This is a genomic window from Streptomyces sp. NPDC002790 (assembly GCF_040295505.1).
GTDB lineage: Bacteria > Actinomycetota > Actinomycetes > Streptomycetales > Streptomycetaceae > Streptomyces.
In genome coordinates this window covers 1-16,769 of record NZ_JBEOVM010000131.1, presented here as the reverse complement: position 1 = coordinate 16,769, position 16,769 = coordinate 1, and the positions used below count along the sequence as shown (strand labels likewise).

Annotated in this window: 18 protein-coding genes; 13 read left to right on the top strand and 5 right to left on the bottom strand. The window is 69.6% G+C overall.

Features of this window, described 5'->3' with window-relative positions; genetic code table 11:
* Window positions 1–246 precede the first annotated feature (246 nt).
* Window positions 247–1,617 (top strand): FAD-binding oxidoreductase, encoded by a 1,371-nt coding sequence (locus ABT004_RS32345; RefSeq protein ID WP_351343916.1) that lies wholly within the window; start codon window positions 247–249, stop codon window positions 1,615–1,617.
* Window positions 1,618–1,648: 31 nt separating this feature from the next.
* Here ABT004_RS32345 and ABT004_RS32340 read toward each other — a convergent pair whose 3' ends face one another.
* Complete coding sequence (locus tag ABT004_RS32340) at window positions 1,649–2,128, bottom strand: SsgA family sporulation/cell division regulator (RefSeq protein ID WP_351343913.1); 480 nt, start codon at window positions 2,126–2,128, stop codon at window positions 1,649–1,651.
* A gap of 232 nt (window positions 2,129–2,360) precedes the next feature.
* Between ABT004_RS32340 and ABT004_RS32335 the strand changes: the two genes are divergently transcribed.
* A complete protein-coding gene (locus ABT004_RS32335; RefSeq protein ID WP_351343910.1) occupies window positions 2,361–3,776 on the top strand; it encodes an RDD family protein in 1,416 nt (471 codons plus the stop codon).
* 71 nt (window positions 3,777–3,847) lie between these two features.
* Window positions 3,848–4,522 carry an RDD family protein gene (locus ABT004_RS32330; protein ID WP_351343907.1) on the top strand — a complete coding sequence of 225 codons (675 nt, stop codon included), beginning with the start codon at window positions 3,848–3,850 and terminating at the stop codon, window positions 4,520–4,522.
* Window positions 4,523–4,558: 36 nt separating this feature from the next.
* On the opposite strand, the gene ABT004_RS32325 is transcribed toward ABT004_RS32330, so the two are convergent.
* Window positions 4,559–4,861 (bottom strand): hypothetical protein, encoded by a 303-nt coding sequence (locus ABT004_RS32325; RefSeq protein WP_351343904.1) that lies wholly within the window; start codon window positions 4,859–4,861, stop codon window positions 4,559–4,561.
* Window positions 4,862–5,176: 315 nt separating this feature from the next.
* Here ABT004_RS32325 and ABT004_RS32320 point away from each other — a divergent pair, with 315 nt between their 5' ends.
* Both ABT004_RS32320 and ABT004_RS32315 read left to right on the top strand, forming a co-directional pair.
* Window positions 5,177–7,615, top strand: coding sequence for an immune inhibitor A domain-containing protein (locus ABT004_RS32320; protein ID WP_351343901.1), 2,439 nt, complete (start codon window positions 5,177–5,179; stop codon window positions 7,613–7,615).
* 124 nt (window positions 7,616–7,739) lie between these two features.
* On the top strand, window positions 7,740–8,066 hold the full coding sequence (locus tag ABT004_RS32315) for a hypothetical protein (protein ID WP_351343898.1): 327 nt from the start codon (window positions 7,740–7,742) through the stop codon (window positions 8,064–8,066).
* Window positions 8,067–8,237: 171 nt separating this feature from the next.
* Here ABT004_RS32315 and ABT004_RS32310 read toward each other — a convergent pair whose 3' ends face one another.
* Window positions 8,238–8,828 carry an isochorismatase family protein gene (locus ABT004_RS32310; protein WP_351343895.1) on the bottom strand — a complete coding sequence of 197 codons (591 nt, stop codon included), beginning with the start codon at window positions 8,826–8,828 and terminating at the stop codon, window positions 8,238–8,240.
* Between the two features lie 104 nt (window positions 8,829–8,932).
* Complete coding sequence (locus ABT004_RS32305) at window positions 8,933–10,261, bottom strand: nicotinate phosphoribosyltransferase (protein ID WP_351343893.1); 1,329 nt, start codon at window positions 10,259–10,261, stop codon at window positions 8,933–8,935.
* Between the two features lie 79 nt (window positions 10,262–10,340).
* On the opposite strand from ABT004_RS32305, the gene clpS reads away from it, so the two are divergent.
* From clpS to ABT004_RS32270, 7 genes are all read left to right on the top strand, one after another.
* Window positions 10,341–10,658: an ATP-dependent Clp protease adapter ClpS gene (clpS, locus tag ABT004_RS32300; protein ID WP_351343891.1), complete on the top strand. Its 318-nt coding sequence runs from the start codon at window positions 10,341–10,343 to the stop codon at window positions 10,656–10,658.
* Window positions 10,659–10,668: 10 nt separating this feature from the next.
* Window positions 10,669–11,274, top strand: coding sequence for a DUF2017 domain-containing protein (locus ABT004_RS32295; RefSeq protein ID WP_351343888.1), 606 nt, complete (start codon window positions 10,669–10,671; stop codon window positions 11,272–11,274).
* A gap of 355 nt (window positions 11,275–11,629) precedes the next feature.
* On the top strand, window positions 11,630–13,066 hold the full coding sequence (locus ABT004_RS32290; protein WP_351343885.1) for an amino acid permease: 1,437 nt from the start codon (window positions 11,630–11,632) through the stop codon (window positions 13,064–13,066).
* A gap of 74 nt (window positions 13,067–13,140) precedes the next feature.
* On the top strand, window positions 13,141–13,557 hold the full coding sequence (locus tag ABT004_RS32285) for a M67 family metallopeptidase (protein ID WP_351343882.1): 417 nt from the start codon (window positions 13,141–13,143) through the stop codon (window positions 13,555–13,557).
* 125 nt (window positions 13,558–13,682) lie between these two features.
* Window positions 13,683–13,784 (top strand): putative leader peptide, encoded by a 102-nt coding sequence (locus tag ABT004_RS32280; RefSeq protein ID WP_323179532.1) that lies wholly within the window; start codon window positions 13,683–13,685, stop codon window positions 13,782–13,784.
* A gap of 120 nt (window positions 13,785–13,904) precedes the next feature.
* On the top strand, window positions 13,905–14,183 hold the full coding sequence (locus ABT004_RS32275; protein ID WP_351343878.1) for a MoaD/ThiS family protein: 279 nt from the start codon (window positions 13,905–13,907) through the stop codon (window positions 14,181–14,183).
* An 8-nt stretch (window positions 14,184–14,191) separates the two neighbouring features.
* Complete coding sequence (locus ABT004_RS32270) at window positions 14,192–15,142, top strand: PLP-dependent cysteine synthase family protein (RefSeq protein WP_351343875.1); 951 nt, start codon at window positions 14,192–14,194, stop codon at window positions 15,140–15,142.
* A gap of 78 nt (window positions 15,143–15,220) precedes the next feature.
* Here ABT004_RS32270 and ABT004_RS32265 read toward each other — a convergent pair whose 3' ends face one another.
* Window positions 15,221–15,664, bottom strand: coding sequence for a type II toxin-antitoxin system PemK/MazF family toxin (locus ABT004_RS32265; protein ID WP_351343872.1), 444 nt, complete (start codon window positions 15,662–15,664; stop codon window positions 15,221–15,223).
* 256 nt (window positions 15,665–15,920) lie between these two features.
* Here ABT004_RS32265 and ABT004_RS32260 point away from each other — a divergent pair, with 256 nt between their 5' ends.
* Window positions 15,921–16,673 (top strand): MBL fold metallo-hydrolase, encoded by a 753-nt coding sequence (locus ABT004_RS32260; protein ID WP_351343869.1) that lies wholly within the window; start codon window positions 15,921–15,923, stop codon window positions 16,671–16,673.
* The last annotated feature ends 96 nt before the right edge of the window (window positions 16,674–16,769 follow it).

Sequence of the window (16,769 nt, the reverse complement as noted above, 5' to 3'; positions counted from 1 at the left end):
GCAGCGGGGTCCGGGGCAGAGCCCCGAGTCGTCAACCCCGGCACCGCCTGCTCAATCGCCGCAGGGGCTCAAAAGATTGGGGCGCTGCCCCATACCCCGCTGCTCAATCGCCGCAGGGGCTTGATATGCCGCACCGGGCTCAAGGGAGCCGCAGAGTCCGGGCTCAAGAGAGCCGCAGAGTCCGGGCTCACGGCAGCCACAGGCTTGGGGGTTCACACGCTCGGCACGGAGTGCGAGGGTGTGATCATGAGCCGCACCCTCATGGAAGAGCTCCGCACGGGCCTGCCCGCGGAAGCCATCATCGTCGACGCCGACGTCACCACCTCCTACGCCCACGACATGGCCAGCTTCTGCGACGCCGGCACCCCCGCCGTCGTCGTCCTGCCGCGCACCGTCGAAGAGGTACAGCACGTGATGCGCACGGCGACCGCGCTGCGCGTCCCGGTCGTCCCGCAGGGCGCCCGCACGGGCCTGTCGGGCGGGGCGAACGCGAGCGAGGGCTGCATCGTCCTCTCGCTCGTCAAGATGGACCGCATCCTGGAGATCAACCCGGTCGACCGGATCGCCGTCGTCGAACCGGGTGTCATCAACGCCACGCTCTCCCGCAAGGTCAACGAGCACGGGCTCTACTACCCGCCGGACCCCTCCAGCTGGGAAATGTGCACCATCGGCGGCAACATCGGCACGGCCTCCGGCGGCCTGTGCTGCGTGAAGTACGGGGTGACGGCGGAGTACGTGCTCGGGCTCGACGTCGTCCTCGCCGACGGCCGACTGCTCCAGACCGGCAGGCGCACCGCCAAGGGCGTCGCCGGCTACGACCTGACGCGGCTCTTCGTCGGCTCCGAGGGCAGCCTCGGTATCGTCGTGAAGGCGACGCTCGCGCTCAAGCCGCAGCCGCCCCAACAGCTCGTGCTGGCAGCCGAGTTCGCCTCGGCGGAGGCCGCCTGCGACGCGGTCTGCCGGATCATGGAGGGCGGGCACGTGCCGTCGCTGCTCGAACTCATGGACCGTACGACGGTGAAGGCCGTCAACGACATGGCCAACATGGGCCTGCCGGAGACCACGGAGGCGCTGCTCCTCGCCGCCTTCGACACCCCGGAACCCGTAAAGGATCTGGAAGCCGTCGGCGCGCTGTGCGAGGCCGCGGGCGCCACCCAGGTCGTGCCCGCCGAGGACGCCGCGGAGTCCGAACTGCTGCTCCAGGCGCGGCGGTTGTCGCTCACCGCCCTCGAAGCGGTCAAGGGCACCACGATGATCGACGACGTGTGCGTGCCGCGCTCCAGGCTCGGCGAGCTGCTCGAAGGCGTCGAGCGGATCGCGGAGAAGTACAACCTCACCATCGGCGTCTGTGCGCACGCGGGCGACGGCAACACGCACCCCACCGTCTGCTTCGACGCGCAGGACGCCGACGAGGGCCGCCGCGCCCGCGAGTCCTTCGACGAGATCATGGCACTCGGCCTCGAACTCGGCGGCACCATCACCGGCGAACACGGCGTCGGCGTACTCAAGAAGGAGTGGCTCGCCCGCGAGCTGGGCCCGGTGGGCGTCGAGATGCAGCAGGCGGTGAAGGCGGCCTTCGACCCGCAGGCCCTGCTCAACCCCGGCAAGCTGTTCTGACAGTGGAGGGCGCGGCCCCGGCCGCGCGCCCTCACAGGTCCTCGGAGGACGACTCGTCGCCCGGCCACGGGTCGCGCAGGTACAGGTCGTCGGTGGCCGGGGCCGTGGCCAGCAGAGCGGCCAGGGCATCGTCGATGCCGAGCTGATCCGCCTCCGTGCCGGGCGGCACCGCCCGCAGCGTCCGCTCCAGCCAGGCCGAGACCTGTGCGGTCGGCATCTCCAGCAGCGCGTCCCCGTCCGGCGAACTCAGCGCCACCAGCACCACGCTGCGCCCGTCGACCTTCGTCGGCCACACCCGCACGTCCCCGTGCCCGCACGGCCGGAACACGCCCTCCACGAGCAGCTCGCGGGCGAACGTCCAGTTCACCGGGTGATGCGAGCCGATGTGGAACGTGACGTGGACGGCGTAGGGGTCGTCGGTGCGGTAGGTCAGTCGGGCCGGGACGGGGATGCTCCGCTCCGGCGAGAGAACGAGCTTCAGTTCCAGTTCGCGTTCCACCACGGTGTGCATGTCGTGCGCTTCCTCTCCGTCGTACGGGTCCGGAGCGGGCCCGTTGGAAGGTGAGAGCACGATCCGGCGGGAGCATTACGCGAGTTCGGCGAAGAATTTTTCCGGTGTTCCGGCGCGGGCCCCAAGTTCCCCGGATAGTGGTCCGTAACGGCGGAGCGGCACGGGCGGGCGCGGCGGTCTGATAGATGTGGAACCCACAACAAGACCCCCGAGCAGATACGGGACGACGGACATGAGTGCGCCAACCCCGGCCCCCGGCGACGACAGGCCCCGCGAAGGCTACTACCCCGATCCGTCCATTCCCGGATATGTCCGGTACTGGAACGGGGCTGCGTGGGTTCCCGGCACCAGCCGCCCCGCCCCCTCCGACGGGCAATCCCTCCCGGCCCCGGCCGGAGCGGGCTCCGCCCCCGCCCCCACCTCGGCGTCCGAGCCCCCTCCCGCGGAGGAGACAGGACCCGTCTTCCTCGACGAGGAGCCCTCCGTGCGTACGGAGATGGGGCCCTCGGACCACGGGCACGATCACGGCGTGCCCGCGGCGCCCGAGCCCGCGTCCGCCTGGCAGGCCAACACCGCCCGGCAGGCGGGCTTCCGCGACGAGCAGGCCCACCGGGTCTCCTGGGGCTCCGCCCCGGGCGCAGAGAACCCCGAGCAGCCCGCTCCGGAGCCGTCCGCGCCGCCGGAGCGCACGGACGGCACGGTCAAGCTCCGCGCCATGCAGCAGCCGGGAGCCGGGCAGCCGGCCCCCGCCGACGGCACGATGGCGTTCCGGACGCTGCCGAAGCAGGACGGCGGCCAGGGCGGGTCCGCCGCGCCGGGGCAGTCCCAGGCGCAGTCCCGCGCGGGACTGAACCCGCAGCCCGCCCCGCAGCCCCCTGCCGCCCCGGCACAGCCGAACGTCCCGCAACAGCAGCCGCAGCAGCACCAGCCCCAGCAGCCGCAACAGCAGCAGCCGCCCCAGGCACAGGCCCACCTCCAGAGCCCCATGACGCAGGGGCCCGGCGGCGGCTCCCCTTCGTGGCCGCAACAGGTGCACCAACTGGCGGGCCAGGGACAGGGACAGGCCCAGGCGCCCGTGCCCGCAGCCGATCCGAGCGGCCCGGTGGCCCCGTTCAAGCCGGTGGCCAGCGACCCGTTCCTCGCCGCGGCGCAGGCCGCGGCGGCGGCCCGCCCGGCCGGGCTCGGCAAGCGGCTCGCGGCCCGGCTCATCGACTCGGTCGTCGTCGGCGCGGTCACCGCGGCCGTCGCTGTGCCGCTCGGCACCAAGGCCGCCGACCACATCAACGGCAAGATCGACGAGGCGAAGGCCTCCGGCCACCAGGTCACGGTCTGGCTGCTCGACGGCACGACGGGCACGTACTTCGGCATCATCCTCGCGGTGCTGCTCGTGGTCGGCACGCTCTACGAGGCGCTGCCGACGTCGAAGTGGGGCCAGACCCTCGGCAAGAAGCTGCTCGGCCTGACGGTCCGTGACATGGGGGAGCACGAGGCCCCGACGTTCGTCTCGGCCCTCAAGCGCTGGCTCGCCTACAGCGTGCCCGGCGTCCTCGTCGTGGGCGTCCTCGGCGTCCTGTGGGGCGCCTTCGACCGCCCGTGGCGCCAGTGCCTGCACGACAAGGTGGCGGGAACGTTCGTGGCGGCGGACTGACGGCCGGGGTCCGTCATCCGGACGGCGGCCCGCCACGTGCAGCGCGGGCGGGTTCGCGTTCCACTCGGGCCATGAGCACCGAACCGCCACCCGGGTCCGGCCAGCCGCCGGACGACGACCCGTTCCGCAAGCCGCCGCCGACCGACCAGGGCGGCGGCTCGCCGTACGGCAGCCCCCAGAACCCCTACGACTCGGCGCCCCCACCACCGCCACCGCCACCGAACGGAGGCGGCTCCCCGCCCCCGTACGGCGGTGATCCCTACGGTGGTGGCTACGGCGCCGCCGACCCGCTCGCGGGGATGCCGCCGCTGGCCGAGAGCGGCAAGCGCGTCCTCGCGCGGATCATCGACATCATCCTCATCGCGATCGTCGTGGCCCTGCTGTCCTGGCTCTTCGGGGTCGGTCAGTACAACATCGACACCGACGACATGAGCACCGGCAAGCGGTTCGGCCAGTCACTGATCGGGGCCATTCTCTACATCGGCTACGACACGATCATGACGGCGAAGACCGGGCAGACGCTCGGCAAGAAGTGGCTGAAGCTGCGCGTCGCCAACCTGGGCGACGGCGCGACACCCAGCATGCAGACCAACCTGCTGCGCGCGGCCGTCCTGTGGCTGCCGGCCGTGTTCTGCTGTGCCTGCATCTGGACGGCGATCTGCGGCGGCTGGAGCTTCTTCGACAAGCCCTACAAGCAGGGACTGCACGACAAGGCGGCGAAGACCGTGGTGGTCACCGCCACCTGACCGAACACCGCACCGATGAACCGGCGGGTCCGTGCCTCACGGGCCCGCCGGTTCGCGTGCGCGCGAGGCCTCGGTCGAGGCCGAGGGGGAAGGGGAGGGCACCGTCGTGCTGAGGCGCTGCGCCGGTACCCGCTCGTCCGCGGCGGCCGCCCCCGCGGAGGGCTCCCGCTTGCGGGTCGGCACCGACATCGCCACGAACAGGCCCAGGATGAGGGCGGAGACGGCGATGACGGGCACGCCGGGCCCCGATTCCGTCCGGGACAGCAGAACCATGGCGATGGTGGAGCAGACGACGGTGGCCGATCCATAGGCCAGCTGAGCGACAGTCGGGCGAGGCATGGTGAGATCCGTCCTCGTGACATCGGGGGACTATTCGGACCTGTGCCCGAGCAGAGCACCCGGTAAGCATGCCCTAAGCACTGCTGCCGGAGCATGGGGGGCGCACGGAGTCACCGAGTCCGCCAAGTGGACGGCAAGGCGCGCCTGTTGCTCATGAAAACGGACACGGTCGGCGCGTCCGTATTTCGAACCGGGCGCTCTGCATAGTGCAGAACGATCGCCTCAGTCAAGGTCTGTTATTTCTCCTCTACTTCCGCTCAAATAGCGTCACTTGTGACGCGTGGCGCACACGCCACGGAGGAGGGGACCACTCAAGTGACCATCAAGAGACGGGCGTTGAGATCGGTCGCCGTGCTCGCGACCCTCGCCGCCACCGCGGCCACGGGCTCGCTCGCGGCGACCACCGCCCAGGCCGACACCCCGGCCGCGACAAGCGCGACTTCCGACGGAAAGACGTACGGGGGGAAGGGGCACGTCTTCGACGGCCCGTTCAGCAAGCAGCAGGAGAAGCAGCGGCAGGCCGCGCTGCAGCAGGTCCTCCAGGGCTCGTCGAAGGTCCAGGAGAAGCACGGCTCCAAGGTCGTGGAGCTGTCGAAGGGCAAGTACGTCGAGCTGGGCCGCGAGCGCACGGACAAGATCTTCACGATCCTGGCCGAGTTCGGCGACAAGGTCGACAACACCACCCTGGTGGACCGCGCGGACGACGACACCGACGAGCTGAAGCCCAAGTACGGTGGCACGCCAGGCCCGCTGCACAACCAGATAGCCGAGCCGGACCGTGCCAAGGACAACAGCACGGCCTGGCAGAAGGACTACAACTCCCAGCACTTCAAGGACCTCTACTTCGGCGACGGCAAGACGGCTTCGGGCAAGACGGCCTCGGGCAGGCCGGCCTCCGGCAACGGCGCCGAGTCCCTCAAGACCTATTACGAGAAGACCTCCTCGGGCCGCTACTCGGTCGAGGGCGAGGTCTCCGACTGGGTCAAGGTCGACTGGAACGAGGCCCGTTACGGCTCCAACTACTGCGGCGCCGACAACTGCCCGAACGTCGAGGACCTGGTCCGCGACGGCGTCAACGCCTGGGTCGCGCAGCAGAAGGCGGCCGGCAAGTCGGACGCCGACATCAAGGTCGACATGGCCCAGTACGACCAGTGGGACCGCACGGACCACGACAACGACGGCGACTTCAACGAGCCCGACGGCTACATCGACCACTTCCAGATCGTGCACGCGGGCGAGGACGGCTCGGCGGGCGGCGGCGCGCAGGGCGGCGACTCCCTCTGGGCGCACCGCGGTTACGCCTACTCCCGCGACGACGGCGAGAAGGGTCCGTCCGGCTTCAAGGCGGGCGGCACCCCGATCGGCGACACCGGCATCTGGGTCGGCGACTACACGATGCAGCCGGAGAACGGCGGCCTCGGCGTCTTCGCCCACGAGTACGGCCACGACCTGGGCCTGCCCGACCTGTACGACACGACGTACACCGGCGAGAACTCGGTCGGCTTCTGGTCGCTGATGTCGGCGGGGTCCTGGCTCGGCACCGGCAAGGAGTCGATCGGCGACATGCCGGGCGACATGACGGCCTGGGACAAGCTCCAGCTCGGCTGGCTGAACTACGACAAGGCGAAGGCCGCCACCAAATCGACGCACAAGCTGGGTGTCTCGGAGTACAACACCAAGCTCAAGCAGGCGCTCGTCGTCGAACTGCCGAAGAAGAACGTCACCACGGACATCGTGAAGCCCACCGAGGGTGCGCAGCAGTGGTGGTCGGACTACGGCGACGACCTGGACAACACGCTGTCGCGCACGGTCGACCTGACCGGCAAGAAGACCGGGTCCCTCGAACTCGACGGCTGGTACGACATCGAGAAGGACTACGACTACCTCTACACACAGGTGTCCACCGACGCGGGCGCGAGCTGGAAGACCGTCGACGGCACCGCCGACGGGCAGCCGATCCCGCGCGACGGCGGCGACAAGCCGGCGCTCACGGGCACCAACGGCAAGTTCCAGCACCTGAGTTACCCGCTGGACGAGTACGCCGGCCAGAAGGTCGACGTCCGCTTCCGCTACAAGACCGACGGGGGAGTGGCTCAAATGGGCTTCGCCTTCGACAACTTCACGGTCAAGGCGGACGGCGCGGACCTCTTCACCGACAACGCCGAGACGGAGCAGGCTGGTTGGACCGCACGGGGCTTCTCCCGCGTGGGCGCGTCCATCTCCGGCGACTACCCGCAGTTCTACATCGCCGAGAACCGCCAGTACGTCTCGTACGACAAGACCCTCGAGGTCGGCCCGTACAACTTCGGCTGGCGCGACGGCGGGGCCAAGCAGAACTGGGTCGAGCACTACGCGTACCGGCCCGGCCTCATGATCTGGCAGTGGGACACCTCGCAGCGCAACAACAACGTCGGCCAGCACCCCGGCAAGGGGCTGATCCTGCCGGTCGACGCGCACGCGAAGCCGCTGAAGTGGTCCGACGGCAAGTTGATCACCAACAAGATCACGCCGTACGACGCCGCCTTCGGCCACTACCCGGTCCCCGGTATGAAGCTCCACAAGCTGGGCGTCGAGACCAAGATCCCGGCGCAGTCGGGAACGCCGGTCTTCGACGATCACAAGGGCACGTACTGGTACGAGGAGAACCCCACGGGGAGCGTGCGCACAACTGACACCAACACCAAGATCAGCGTCGTGAAGCAGCCGCGGGACGGCTCCTCGATGACGATCAAGGTGGGCCCCTCGGGCAAGTAGAACGGTAAACCCGCAGGTCAGAAACGTATCGGCCGCGACCCTCTAGCGGGGTCGCGGCCGGTCGTGTTTAGGTGCGTCCTGTGAGTTCCTTATTGACACTACGTCTCACGGGGGTGTGACAGTCATGTCCGCAGGAGGGTTCTGCAAGCTGCCGGGAGGCACCGTGGTGGTCGCTCTGACGCTGCCCGCGCCCGGCTCCGCCGACGGTGCTGTGCGGGTTCTGGTGCACGCCGCGAACCGGCCCCGGGCCCTGACCCGTCTGCGCAATCTGGGGCTGCGTGCGGTCTACCTCCGCGGCAACGCGCACCCGCCGACCCCGGACGAGATAACCGCCGTCCTCCACCACCCCGACGGCCTCATCTGGCGCACGGCGCCGGACGCCCGCTCGGGCGAGCTCTGGCACCCGATACGCGCGCTCCTCCCGGGAAGGGTCAGCGCGGCAGGCGCCTGATCAATCCCCCACCCCACCCCTTCCCGAAAGTCCTGCCGGACGGGCCTGCTCAATCGCCGCAGGGGCTGTAAGCAGCCCTGCCGGGCGGGCCTGCTCAATCGCCGCAGGGGCTATAAATAGCCCCGCTCTTGTGACGAGAGCCCGCGGGGTCCGGGGCGGAGCCCCGTGGTGTCAAGCGACGACGGGCTTGCCTGTGAGTTCCACGCCGGCCGAGCGCAGCTCGTCGAGTGCCGCCTCCGTGGAGGAGGCCGCAACCCCGGCCGTGAGGTCGAGCAGCACCTTCGTACGGAACCCCTCTCGCACCGCATCCACGGCAGTGGCCCGAACGCAGTGATCCGTCGCGATCCCGACCACATCCACCTCGGACACCTCCCGCCGACGCAGCCACTCCGCCAACGGCACCCCGTTCTCGTCCGCCCCCTCGAACCCGCTGTAGGCGGCCGAGTACGCCCCCTTGTCGAACACGGCATCGATCGCGCCGGAGGCGACCGCGGGGGCGAAGTTCGGATGGAACCCCACCCCCTCCGTCCCCGCGACACAGTGCCGCGGCCAGCTGTGCACGAAGTCCGGCGCCTCCGAGAAGTGCTCACCGGGGTCGATGTGATGGTCACGCGTGGCGACGACGTGCTGGTAGCCCCCGCCGCCGGCCTGCCCGACAAGATCGGTGATCGCGGCAGCGACATCGGCACCCCCCGCCACCGCGAGGCTGCCGCCCTCGCAGAAGTCGTTCTGCACATCCACGACGATCAGGGCGCGACGCATGATTGCTGTCCTTCTGCTTGGAGACTACGAGCGTAGAAGCTTCAAGTGCGTTGCGGGAGAGGGCATGGGGGGGCGCTCAGAGGACGACAGGCCCTGGACGAGTCCTAGACGTACTCGGTCGGAATCACCGGCTCGCCCCGCGACAGCTGCGTGGCCGACAGCGGCAGCAGATCGCGCGCCGCGATGTGCCGCTCGCGCACCGCGTCGAGCGGCTCGCGGGACAGCACCTCGCCGCCCTTGACCAGCTCGACGAGGAGCTGCCGGTCGGCCAGCTCCGCCGGGACGGCCCCCGTGCCGATGACCTCGGCCTCCGCGACCCCGTCCGCGTCCGGCCGGCGCGCGGCCCACTTGCGGCCGCCGACCGACGTCTTCCCGCCCGCCGACTTCTTCGCCACGGCTACCAGGGGCGCCTCCGGGTCGGCGGACTCCGCGCGCGCGACCAGCTTGTAGACCATGGAGCAGGTGGGATGCCCGGACCCGGTCACCAGCTGCGTACCCACCCCGTACGCGTCCACGGGCGAGGCGGCGAGCGAGGCGATGGCGTACTCGTCGAGGTCGGAGGTGACGACGATCCTGGTGTTCTCGGCGCCCAGCTCGTCCAGCTGCTGGCGCACCCGGTGTGCGACGAGCAGCAGGTCACCGGAGTCGATCCGGACGGCGCCCAGCTCCGGCCCCGCGATCTCGACGGCCAGCGCGACCGCCTCCTGCACGTCGTACGTGTCCACGAGCAGCGTCGTCCCCTTGCCCAGGGAGTCGACCTGGGCCCGGAAGGCGTCCCGCTCGGTGTCGTGGATCAGCGTGAAGGCGTGCGCGCTGGTGCCGACGGTCGGGATCCCGTACCGGAACCCCGCCGCCAGGTCGGAGGTCGTCGCGAACCCGCCCACGTACGCGGCGCGCGAGGCGGCCACGGCGGCCAGCTCGTGCGTGCGGCGCGCGCCCATCTCGATCAGCGGCCGCTCGCCGGCGGCCGAGGACATCCGGGACGCGGCCGCGGCGATCGCCGAGTCGTGGTTGAGGATCGAGAGGATCACCGTCTCCAGGAGCACGCACTCGGCGAAGGAGCCCTCGACGCGCAGCACGGGGGAGCCGGGGAAGTAGACCTCGCCCTCGGGGTAGCCCCAGATGTCGCCGGAGAACCGGTAGTCCGCGAGCCACCGGAGCGTCGGCTCGTCGACGACGTCGCGCTCGCGCAGGAAGTCGAGCATGGCCGCGTCGAAGCGGAAGTTCTCGACGGCGTCCAGGACGCGCCCGGTGCCCGCGACGACGCCGTAGCGGCGCCCCTCGGGCAGGCGCCGGGTGAATACCTCGAAGACCGAGTGCCGGTCGGCGGTGCCCGCGTGCAGCGCCGCCTGCAGCATCGTCAGCTCATAGTGGTCGGTGAAGAGCGCCGTCGACGGAACGTCCACCGGCAGGCCCAGGTCCGCTGTGTTCATACGAGGGATGCTACCCCCGATTAACGTCAAGGTGACGATTTCTGGTCCGTTTGTGCGTGGGGCGGGTGGTGGTGGCAGCATGGGCCCTGTGACGGCTCCAGCACCCCTTGAGATCGAAAGGCCCGAGACGACGGAGGACGTGTCCGTCGTCCCCGAGCCGGACGTCCCCTGGATCACGCTCGTCCACAACGATCCGGTGAACCTCATGAGTTACGTGACGTACGTCTTCCAGTCGTACTTCGGGTACTCCAAGGACAAGGCCACCAAACTGATGATGGACGTGCACCAGAAGGGCCGGGCCGTCGTCTCCGCGGGCAGCCGCGAGGAGATGGAACGCGACGTGCAGGCGATGCACGGATACGGGCTGTGGGCCACGCTTCAACAGGATCGGAAGTAGCAGCATCCCGATGCCAGGACATTTCGAACCGATCCCCGGCGGCGGCGCGGCCGTCGCCCTCGACGACGTCGAGATCTCCATCATCCGCTCGCTCGCGGTGCAGCTCCTCGAGCTGGTCGGTCCCGGACCCGGCGGCGAGGTGAGCGAGGACCCGCTCGCGGAACTCTTCGCCGAGGGGCCGAGCGAACCGCCCTCCGACGCGGTCCTGCGCCGCCTCTTCCCCGACGCGTACGGCGGCCCGGGCGCCGAGGGCGAAAGCGCCGAGGACGCCGACGAACTGCGCGCCCATTCCTCGGAGTTCCGCCGCTTCACCGAGAACGATCTGCGGGCCGGCAAGCGCGAGGACGCCCTCGCCGTGATCCGCACGCTCGACCTGCTCAGCCCGGCGGGCGACGGGGGAGCGGTCCTCAAGCTCTCGCAGGCCGAGTCCGTCCAGTGGATGCGCGCGCTCAACGATCTGCGCCTCGCGATCGGCACCCGCCTCGACATCACGGACGAGGAGGACACGGACCTCCTCTACCGGCTCCCGGACGACGACGCGCGCAAGCCGATGGTGATGGCGTACCTGTGGCTCGGCGGGCTCCAGGAGACCCTCGTCGAGACCCTGACGGCCTGACGTCGGGGCCCTGACGAACCGACGGCCGGTCAGGTTGTGCTGTTCGCTCAGCGGGCCCTCAAATCCGTATAACGATCCCGTCACCGCACCCACCCACATTGCGGAGCGGTGATTTGTTTTGTCCTGTTCTTCCAGTGGCATGCGCCACACGCGCCTCGGCCGACCCCGAAGAACGCCGTGATAAATCTTCACGACCACCTGACGGACGCCACCCCTGTCCTGTCAGAGGGCGCCCCGACCGGCCGACCGCCGGTAGGCACAAAGCTCCATCCATCCAGGGGCCCAGACCCCAAAGGATCGTCACAGTCGATCCGAGCCGAGTACGGCACGGATCGGCATGGAGAAAGGCGCACAAATGACCTCAGTGCAGGTCGACGAGCAGCACGACGGCAATGAGGCCGCGCAGGCCGAGACCGACGAGGGTTACAAGCGGGGACTCGGGGCCCGGCAGATCCAGATGATCGCCATCGGCGGCGCCATCGGGACCGGCCTCTTTCTCGGCGCGGGCAAGGGCATCTCCAAGGCGGGGCCCAGCCTGATCCTGGCGTACGCGGTCGCCGGCGTGGTCATCTTCGTCATCATGCGGGCTCTCGGCGAGCTCCTCATGTACCGCCCCGTGTCCGGCTCCTTCTCGGAGTACGCGCGCGAGTTCATCGGCCCCTTCGCGGGCTTCGCCACCGGCTGGACGTACTGGCTCTTCTGGGTCATCACCGGAATGACCGAGGTCACCGCGGCGGCCACGTATATGACGTTCTGGTGGGACATCCCGCAATGGGCGTCCGCACTCGTCTTCACCGTCATTCTCTACGGCGCCAACCTGATCTCTGTGAAGCTCTTCGGTGAGCTGGAGTTCTGGTTCTCCACCGTCAAGGTCACCGCCATCATCGGCATGATCCTGATCTGCGCCGGCATCCTCACCATCGGATTCTCCGACGCCGGTGACACCGCCTCCCTCACCCACCTGTGGGACGTCGGCGGCTTCTTCGCCGGTGAGAACGGCATCGGCTCGACGCTGATGACCCTGCAGATGGTGATGTTCGCGTTCCTCGCGGTCGAGCTCGTCGGTGTCACCGCGGGCGAGGCCAAGGACGCCAAGAAGGTCCTGCCGAAGGCCATCAACACCGTGCCGTGGCGCATCGCCGTCTTCTACGTCGGCGCTCTGATCATGATCCTCTCGGTCGTGCCGTGGACGTCCTTCAAGGCCGGCGAGAGCCCGTTCGTGCACGCCTTCGACAAGATGGGCCTGGGCGTCGGCGCCGCCATCGTCAACTTCGTCGTGCTGACCGCCGCGCTGTCCTCCTGCAACTCGGGCATGTACTCCACCGGCCGCATGCTGCGCGACCTCGCGCAGAACGGCCAGGGCCCGAACTTCTTCACGAAGCTCAGCAAGAACGGTCTGCCCGTCATCGGCACCACGTTCTCCGCCGCGATGATGCTGGTCGGCGTCTGGATCAACTACCAGTGGCCCGGCGAGGCGTTCAACTACGTCGTCTCCTTCGCCACCATCTCCGGCATGTGGGCCTGGATCATCATCCTGATCTGCCAGATCCGCTACCGCCTCAAGTCCGACCGCGGCGAGCTCCCGAAGTCCGAGTTCCGCGCGCCCTGGGGCATCTGGGTCAGCGGCCTCGCGCTCGCGTTCATCTTCATGGTCATCGTCCTGATGGGCATCGACCCGGACGCGCGCGTCTCCCTGTACGCGGCCCCGGTCTGGGCCGCGATCCTCGGTGTCGCGTACTTCTTCCTGAAGAAGCGCAACCCGCAGAGCGCCGCCTTCGCGAAGCGCACCTGACGCTCTCGTCTCACCCATTGGGCCGCCGCATACCGGGATCCGGTATGCGGCGGCCCTCTGCTTATCCTGGCCGCATGCTGAAGATTTCCCAGACCCTCGTCGACCAGATCGTCGAGCACGCCCGCAAGGACCACCCCGACGAAGCATGCGGCGTCATCGCCGGCCCGGTCGGTGAGGGCCGCCCCGAGCGCTTCATCCCGATGCTGAACGCCGCCCGCTCGCCCACGTTCTACGAGTTCGACTCCGGTGACCTGCTGAAGCTCTACCGGGAGATGGACGACCGCGACGAGGAGCCGGTGGTCATCTACCACTCGCACACGGCCACCGAGGCGTACCCCTCGCGCACCGACGTCACGTACGCGAACGAGCCGCACGCCCACTACGTGCTGGTCTCCACCGCCGACGCCGACGACGCGGGCCCCTTCCAGTTCCGCTCGTACCGCATCGTCGAGGGCGAGATCACCGAGGAAGAAGTCGAGATCACCGCCTGAAAGACGGCCCCGAACCCCGCCCGAGAGACGACCCCGACCTCGGAGTTCTCATCCACCGGACGCATTTCGACCGCATGGTGAGATCACATTCCGGGATCCGGACCGGGAATCGATACGATGAGCCCATGGTTTCCCACGACGTGAGCGAAAAGACGCCGGGCATGCTGCTCGTGGCGCGGCTGCACGTCGACCTGTGCCGCCTCGCCAGCGCCATCTGTCCGCGCTGAGCCGGACCGCCGGGCACCCCTCGAGGACCCGCAGCTCCCGCCACCCACGCACCTGACCGGAACCGCCCGCGCCCCGGCGCGCTCACCCACACGACTTCCGACTCCCGACAGGAGCCCAGCATGGCCATCGAGGTCCGCATCCCGACCATCCTCCGCACCTACACCGACGGCGCGAAGGCCGTCGAAGGCGCCGGGGACAACCTCAGCGAACTCTTCGCCGACCTGAACACCCGGCACGAGGGCATCGCCGACCGCATCGTGGACAACGGCCAGCTGCGCCGCTTCGTGAACGTCTACCTGAACGACGAGGACGTCCGCTTCCTCGACGGCATCAGCACCAAGCTCACCGACGGCGACAGCATCACGATCCTGCCGGCCGTGGCCGGCGGAATGCGCTGAGCGGGCTCATGCGCTACGACAGCCCGCTGGCCGCGGTGGGCAACACCCCCCTGGTGCGCCTGCCGCGGCTCTCGCTCTCCGACGACGTACGGATCTGGGCGAAGCTGGAGGACCGCAACCCGACCGGCTCGATCAAGGACCGCCCCGCGCTCCACATGATCGAGCAGGCCGAGAAGGACGGCCGGCTCACCCCTGGCTGCACCATCCTCGAACCCACCTCCGGCAACACCGGCATCTCGCTCGCGATGGCCGCCCGCCTCAAGGGCTACGACATCGTCTGCGTCATGCCGGAGAACACCTCGCAGGAGCGCCGCGACCTGCTCGCCATGTGGGGCGCCGAGATCATCCCCTCGCCGGCCGCGGGCGGCTCCAACACGGCGGTCCGCATCGCCAAGGAGCTGGCCGAGCAGCACCCGGACTGGGTGATGCTCTACCAGTACGGCAACCCGGACAACGCGGGCGCGCACTACGCCACGACCGGCCCGGAGGTCCTCACCGACCTCCCGTCCGTCACACACTTCGTGGCGGGTCTCGGCACCACCGGCACGCTCATGGGCGTCGGCCGGTACCTGCGCGAGCACAAGCCCGACGTCAAGATCGTCGCGGCCGAGCCGCGCTACGACGACCTCGTCTACGGCCTGCGCAACCTGGACGAGGGCTTCGTCCCGGAGCTGTACGACGCGTCCGTCCTGACCACCCGCTTCTCGGTCGGCTCGGCCGACGCGGTGACCCGCACGCGCGACCTCCTCCAGCAGGAGGGCATCTTCGCGGGCGTCTCCACGGGGGCGGCGCTGCACGCGGCGATCGGCGTGGGCAAGAAGGCGCTGAAGGCGGGCGAGTCCGCCGACATCGTGTTCGTCGTCGCCGACGGCGGCTGGAAGTACCTGTCGACGGGCGTCTACACGGCCGCGACAACGGAAGAAGCGATCGAGGTCCTGCACGGCCAGTTGTGGGCGTAGCCCACTGTTTCCGCCTTTCCGTGGTTGAGGACGCGGGGCTCCGCCCCGGACCCCGCTCCTCAATCGCCGGAGGGGCTTTTAACGGCCCAGGTGCCGCACCTGGTCCCACAACCCCGGATCGATCACCCCGGCCGGACGCCGAAAATCCCCCACCGGCACCGAGCGAAGCTCATCCGTCTCCAGGAAACTCGCCCGCCCGTGCGCATCCCCCACGGACCCCGGCGGCAACGCGATCACACCCGGCCGCTCGTCGTGATACCGACTGGTGATCTTCGCGACGGTCGCCACGCCCCGTCGTACGGACAGCACCAGACACGGCCGGTCCTTCCCACCGGGCCCGTCCTCGTACGGCACAAGGGCCCACCAGATGTCACCCGGCTCGGGCCCCCGCGCGTGCGCGTCACGCGGCACATGCCGATCCCGGCGACGGAGCCGGGAGCCGCGCCCCCACCCGTCGACCAGCGTCGCGACGAGCGCGAGCAGTACGACGGCAGCGAGCGCGAGCCACCAGGACGTGTCCATAGGCATGACGGTACCGGTGGGACCCGCGGGGTGCTCCCGCGGCCCGTAAGCGGCCCGTAAGCGGGCCGAAAGCCCTCCGAACCGGTGACAGCACAGGTGAGTTCGCCCACAACAGCCCGTGACGGAGGAGCCACCCGCCCTTTTGCGCCTTACGCTCGACTGACCCCCTCGGGCCTGCCCCGGCACAGGCCCCGGCCTGACGGCCCATGGCTCCACCCCGCATTTCCGACCGCCAGCGCGGAGGTTGAAGGCTCTTATGAAGCTCACCGTCGTCGGCTGCTCGGGGTCGTTCCCGTCCGCGGATTCGGCCTGCTCGAGCTACCTCGTCGAGGCCGACGGCTACCGGCTGCTTCTCGACATGGGCAATGGCGCCCTCGGCGAGTTGCAGCGCCACGTCGGTCTCTACGACCTCGACGCGATCTTCCTCTCCCACCTGCACGCGGACCACTGCATCGACATGTGCGCGTACTTCGTCGTGCGCTACTACCGCCACGACGGCGGCCGTTGCGAGCCCATGCCCGTCTACGGACCCGAGGGCACCGAGCAGCGCCTGACCACCGCGCACGCCGACACGCCCTCGGCCTCCGCGTTCAGCGAGGTCTTCGACTTCCACACCGTGAAGCCGGGCTCGTACGAGATCGGGCCGTTCTCCGTCCGCATGGAGAAGGTGTGCCACCCCGTGGAGTCGTACGCGATCCGGATCGAGCACGGCGGGCGCGCCCTGACGTACTCCGGGGACACCGGGCCGTGCGCCGCGCTGGACGAACTGGCGGAGGACAGCGACCTGTTCCTGTGCGAGGCCGCGTTCACGCACGGCAAGGAGAACATCCCGGCGCTGCACCTCAACGGCCGAGAGGCGGGGGAGGCGGCGCAGCGCGCCCGCGCCCGCAAGCTCGTCCTCACGCACATCCCGCCGTGGACCGACCCGCAGGTGAACCTCGCGGACGCGCGCGCGGTGTACGACGGCCCGGTGGAACTGGCGGCGCCGGGACGTACGTACGAGATCTGAGCGGGCATGCGCGAAGGCCCCGGAACCCATCGGGTTCCGGCGGCGGGCTGCCAGCCCGTGGTCAGGATGATCGCGGCGGAGATCAGCACCGCGAGC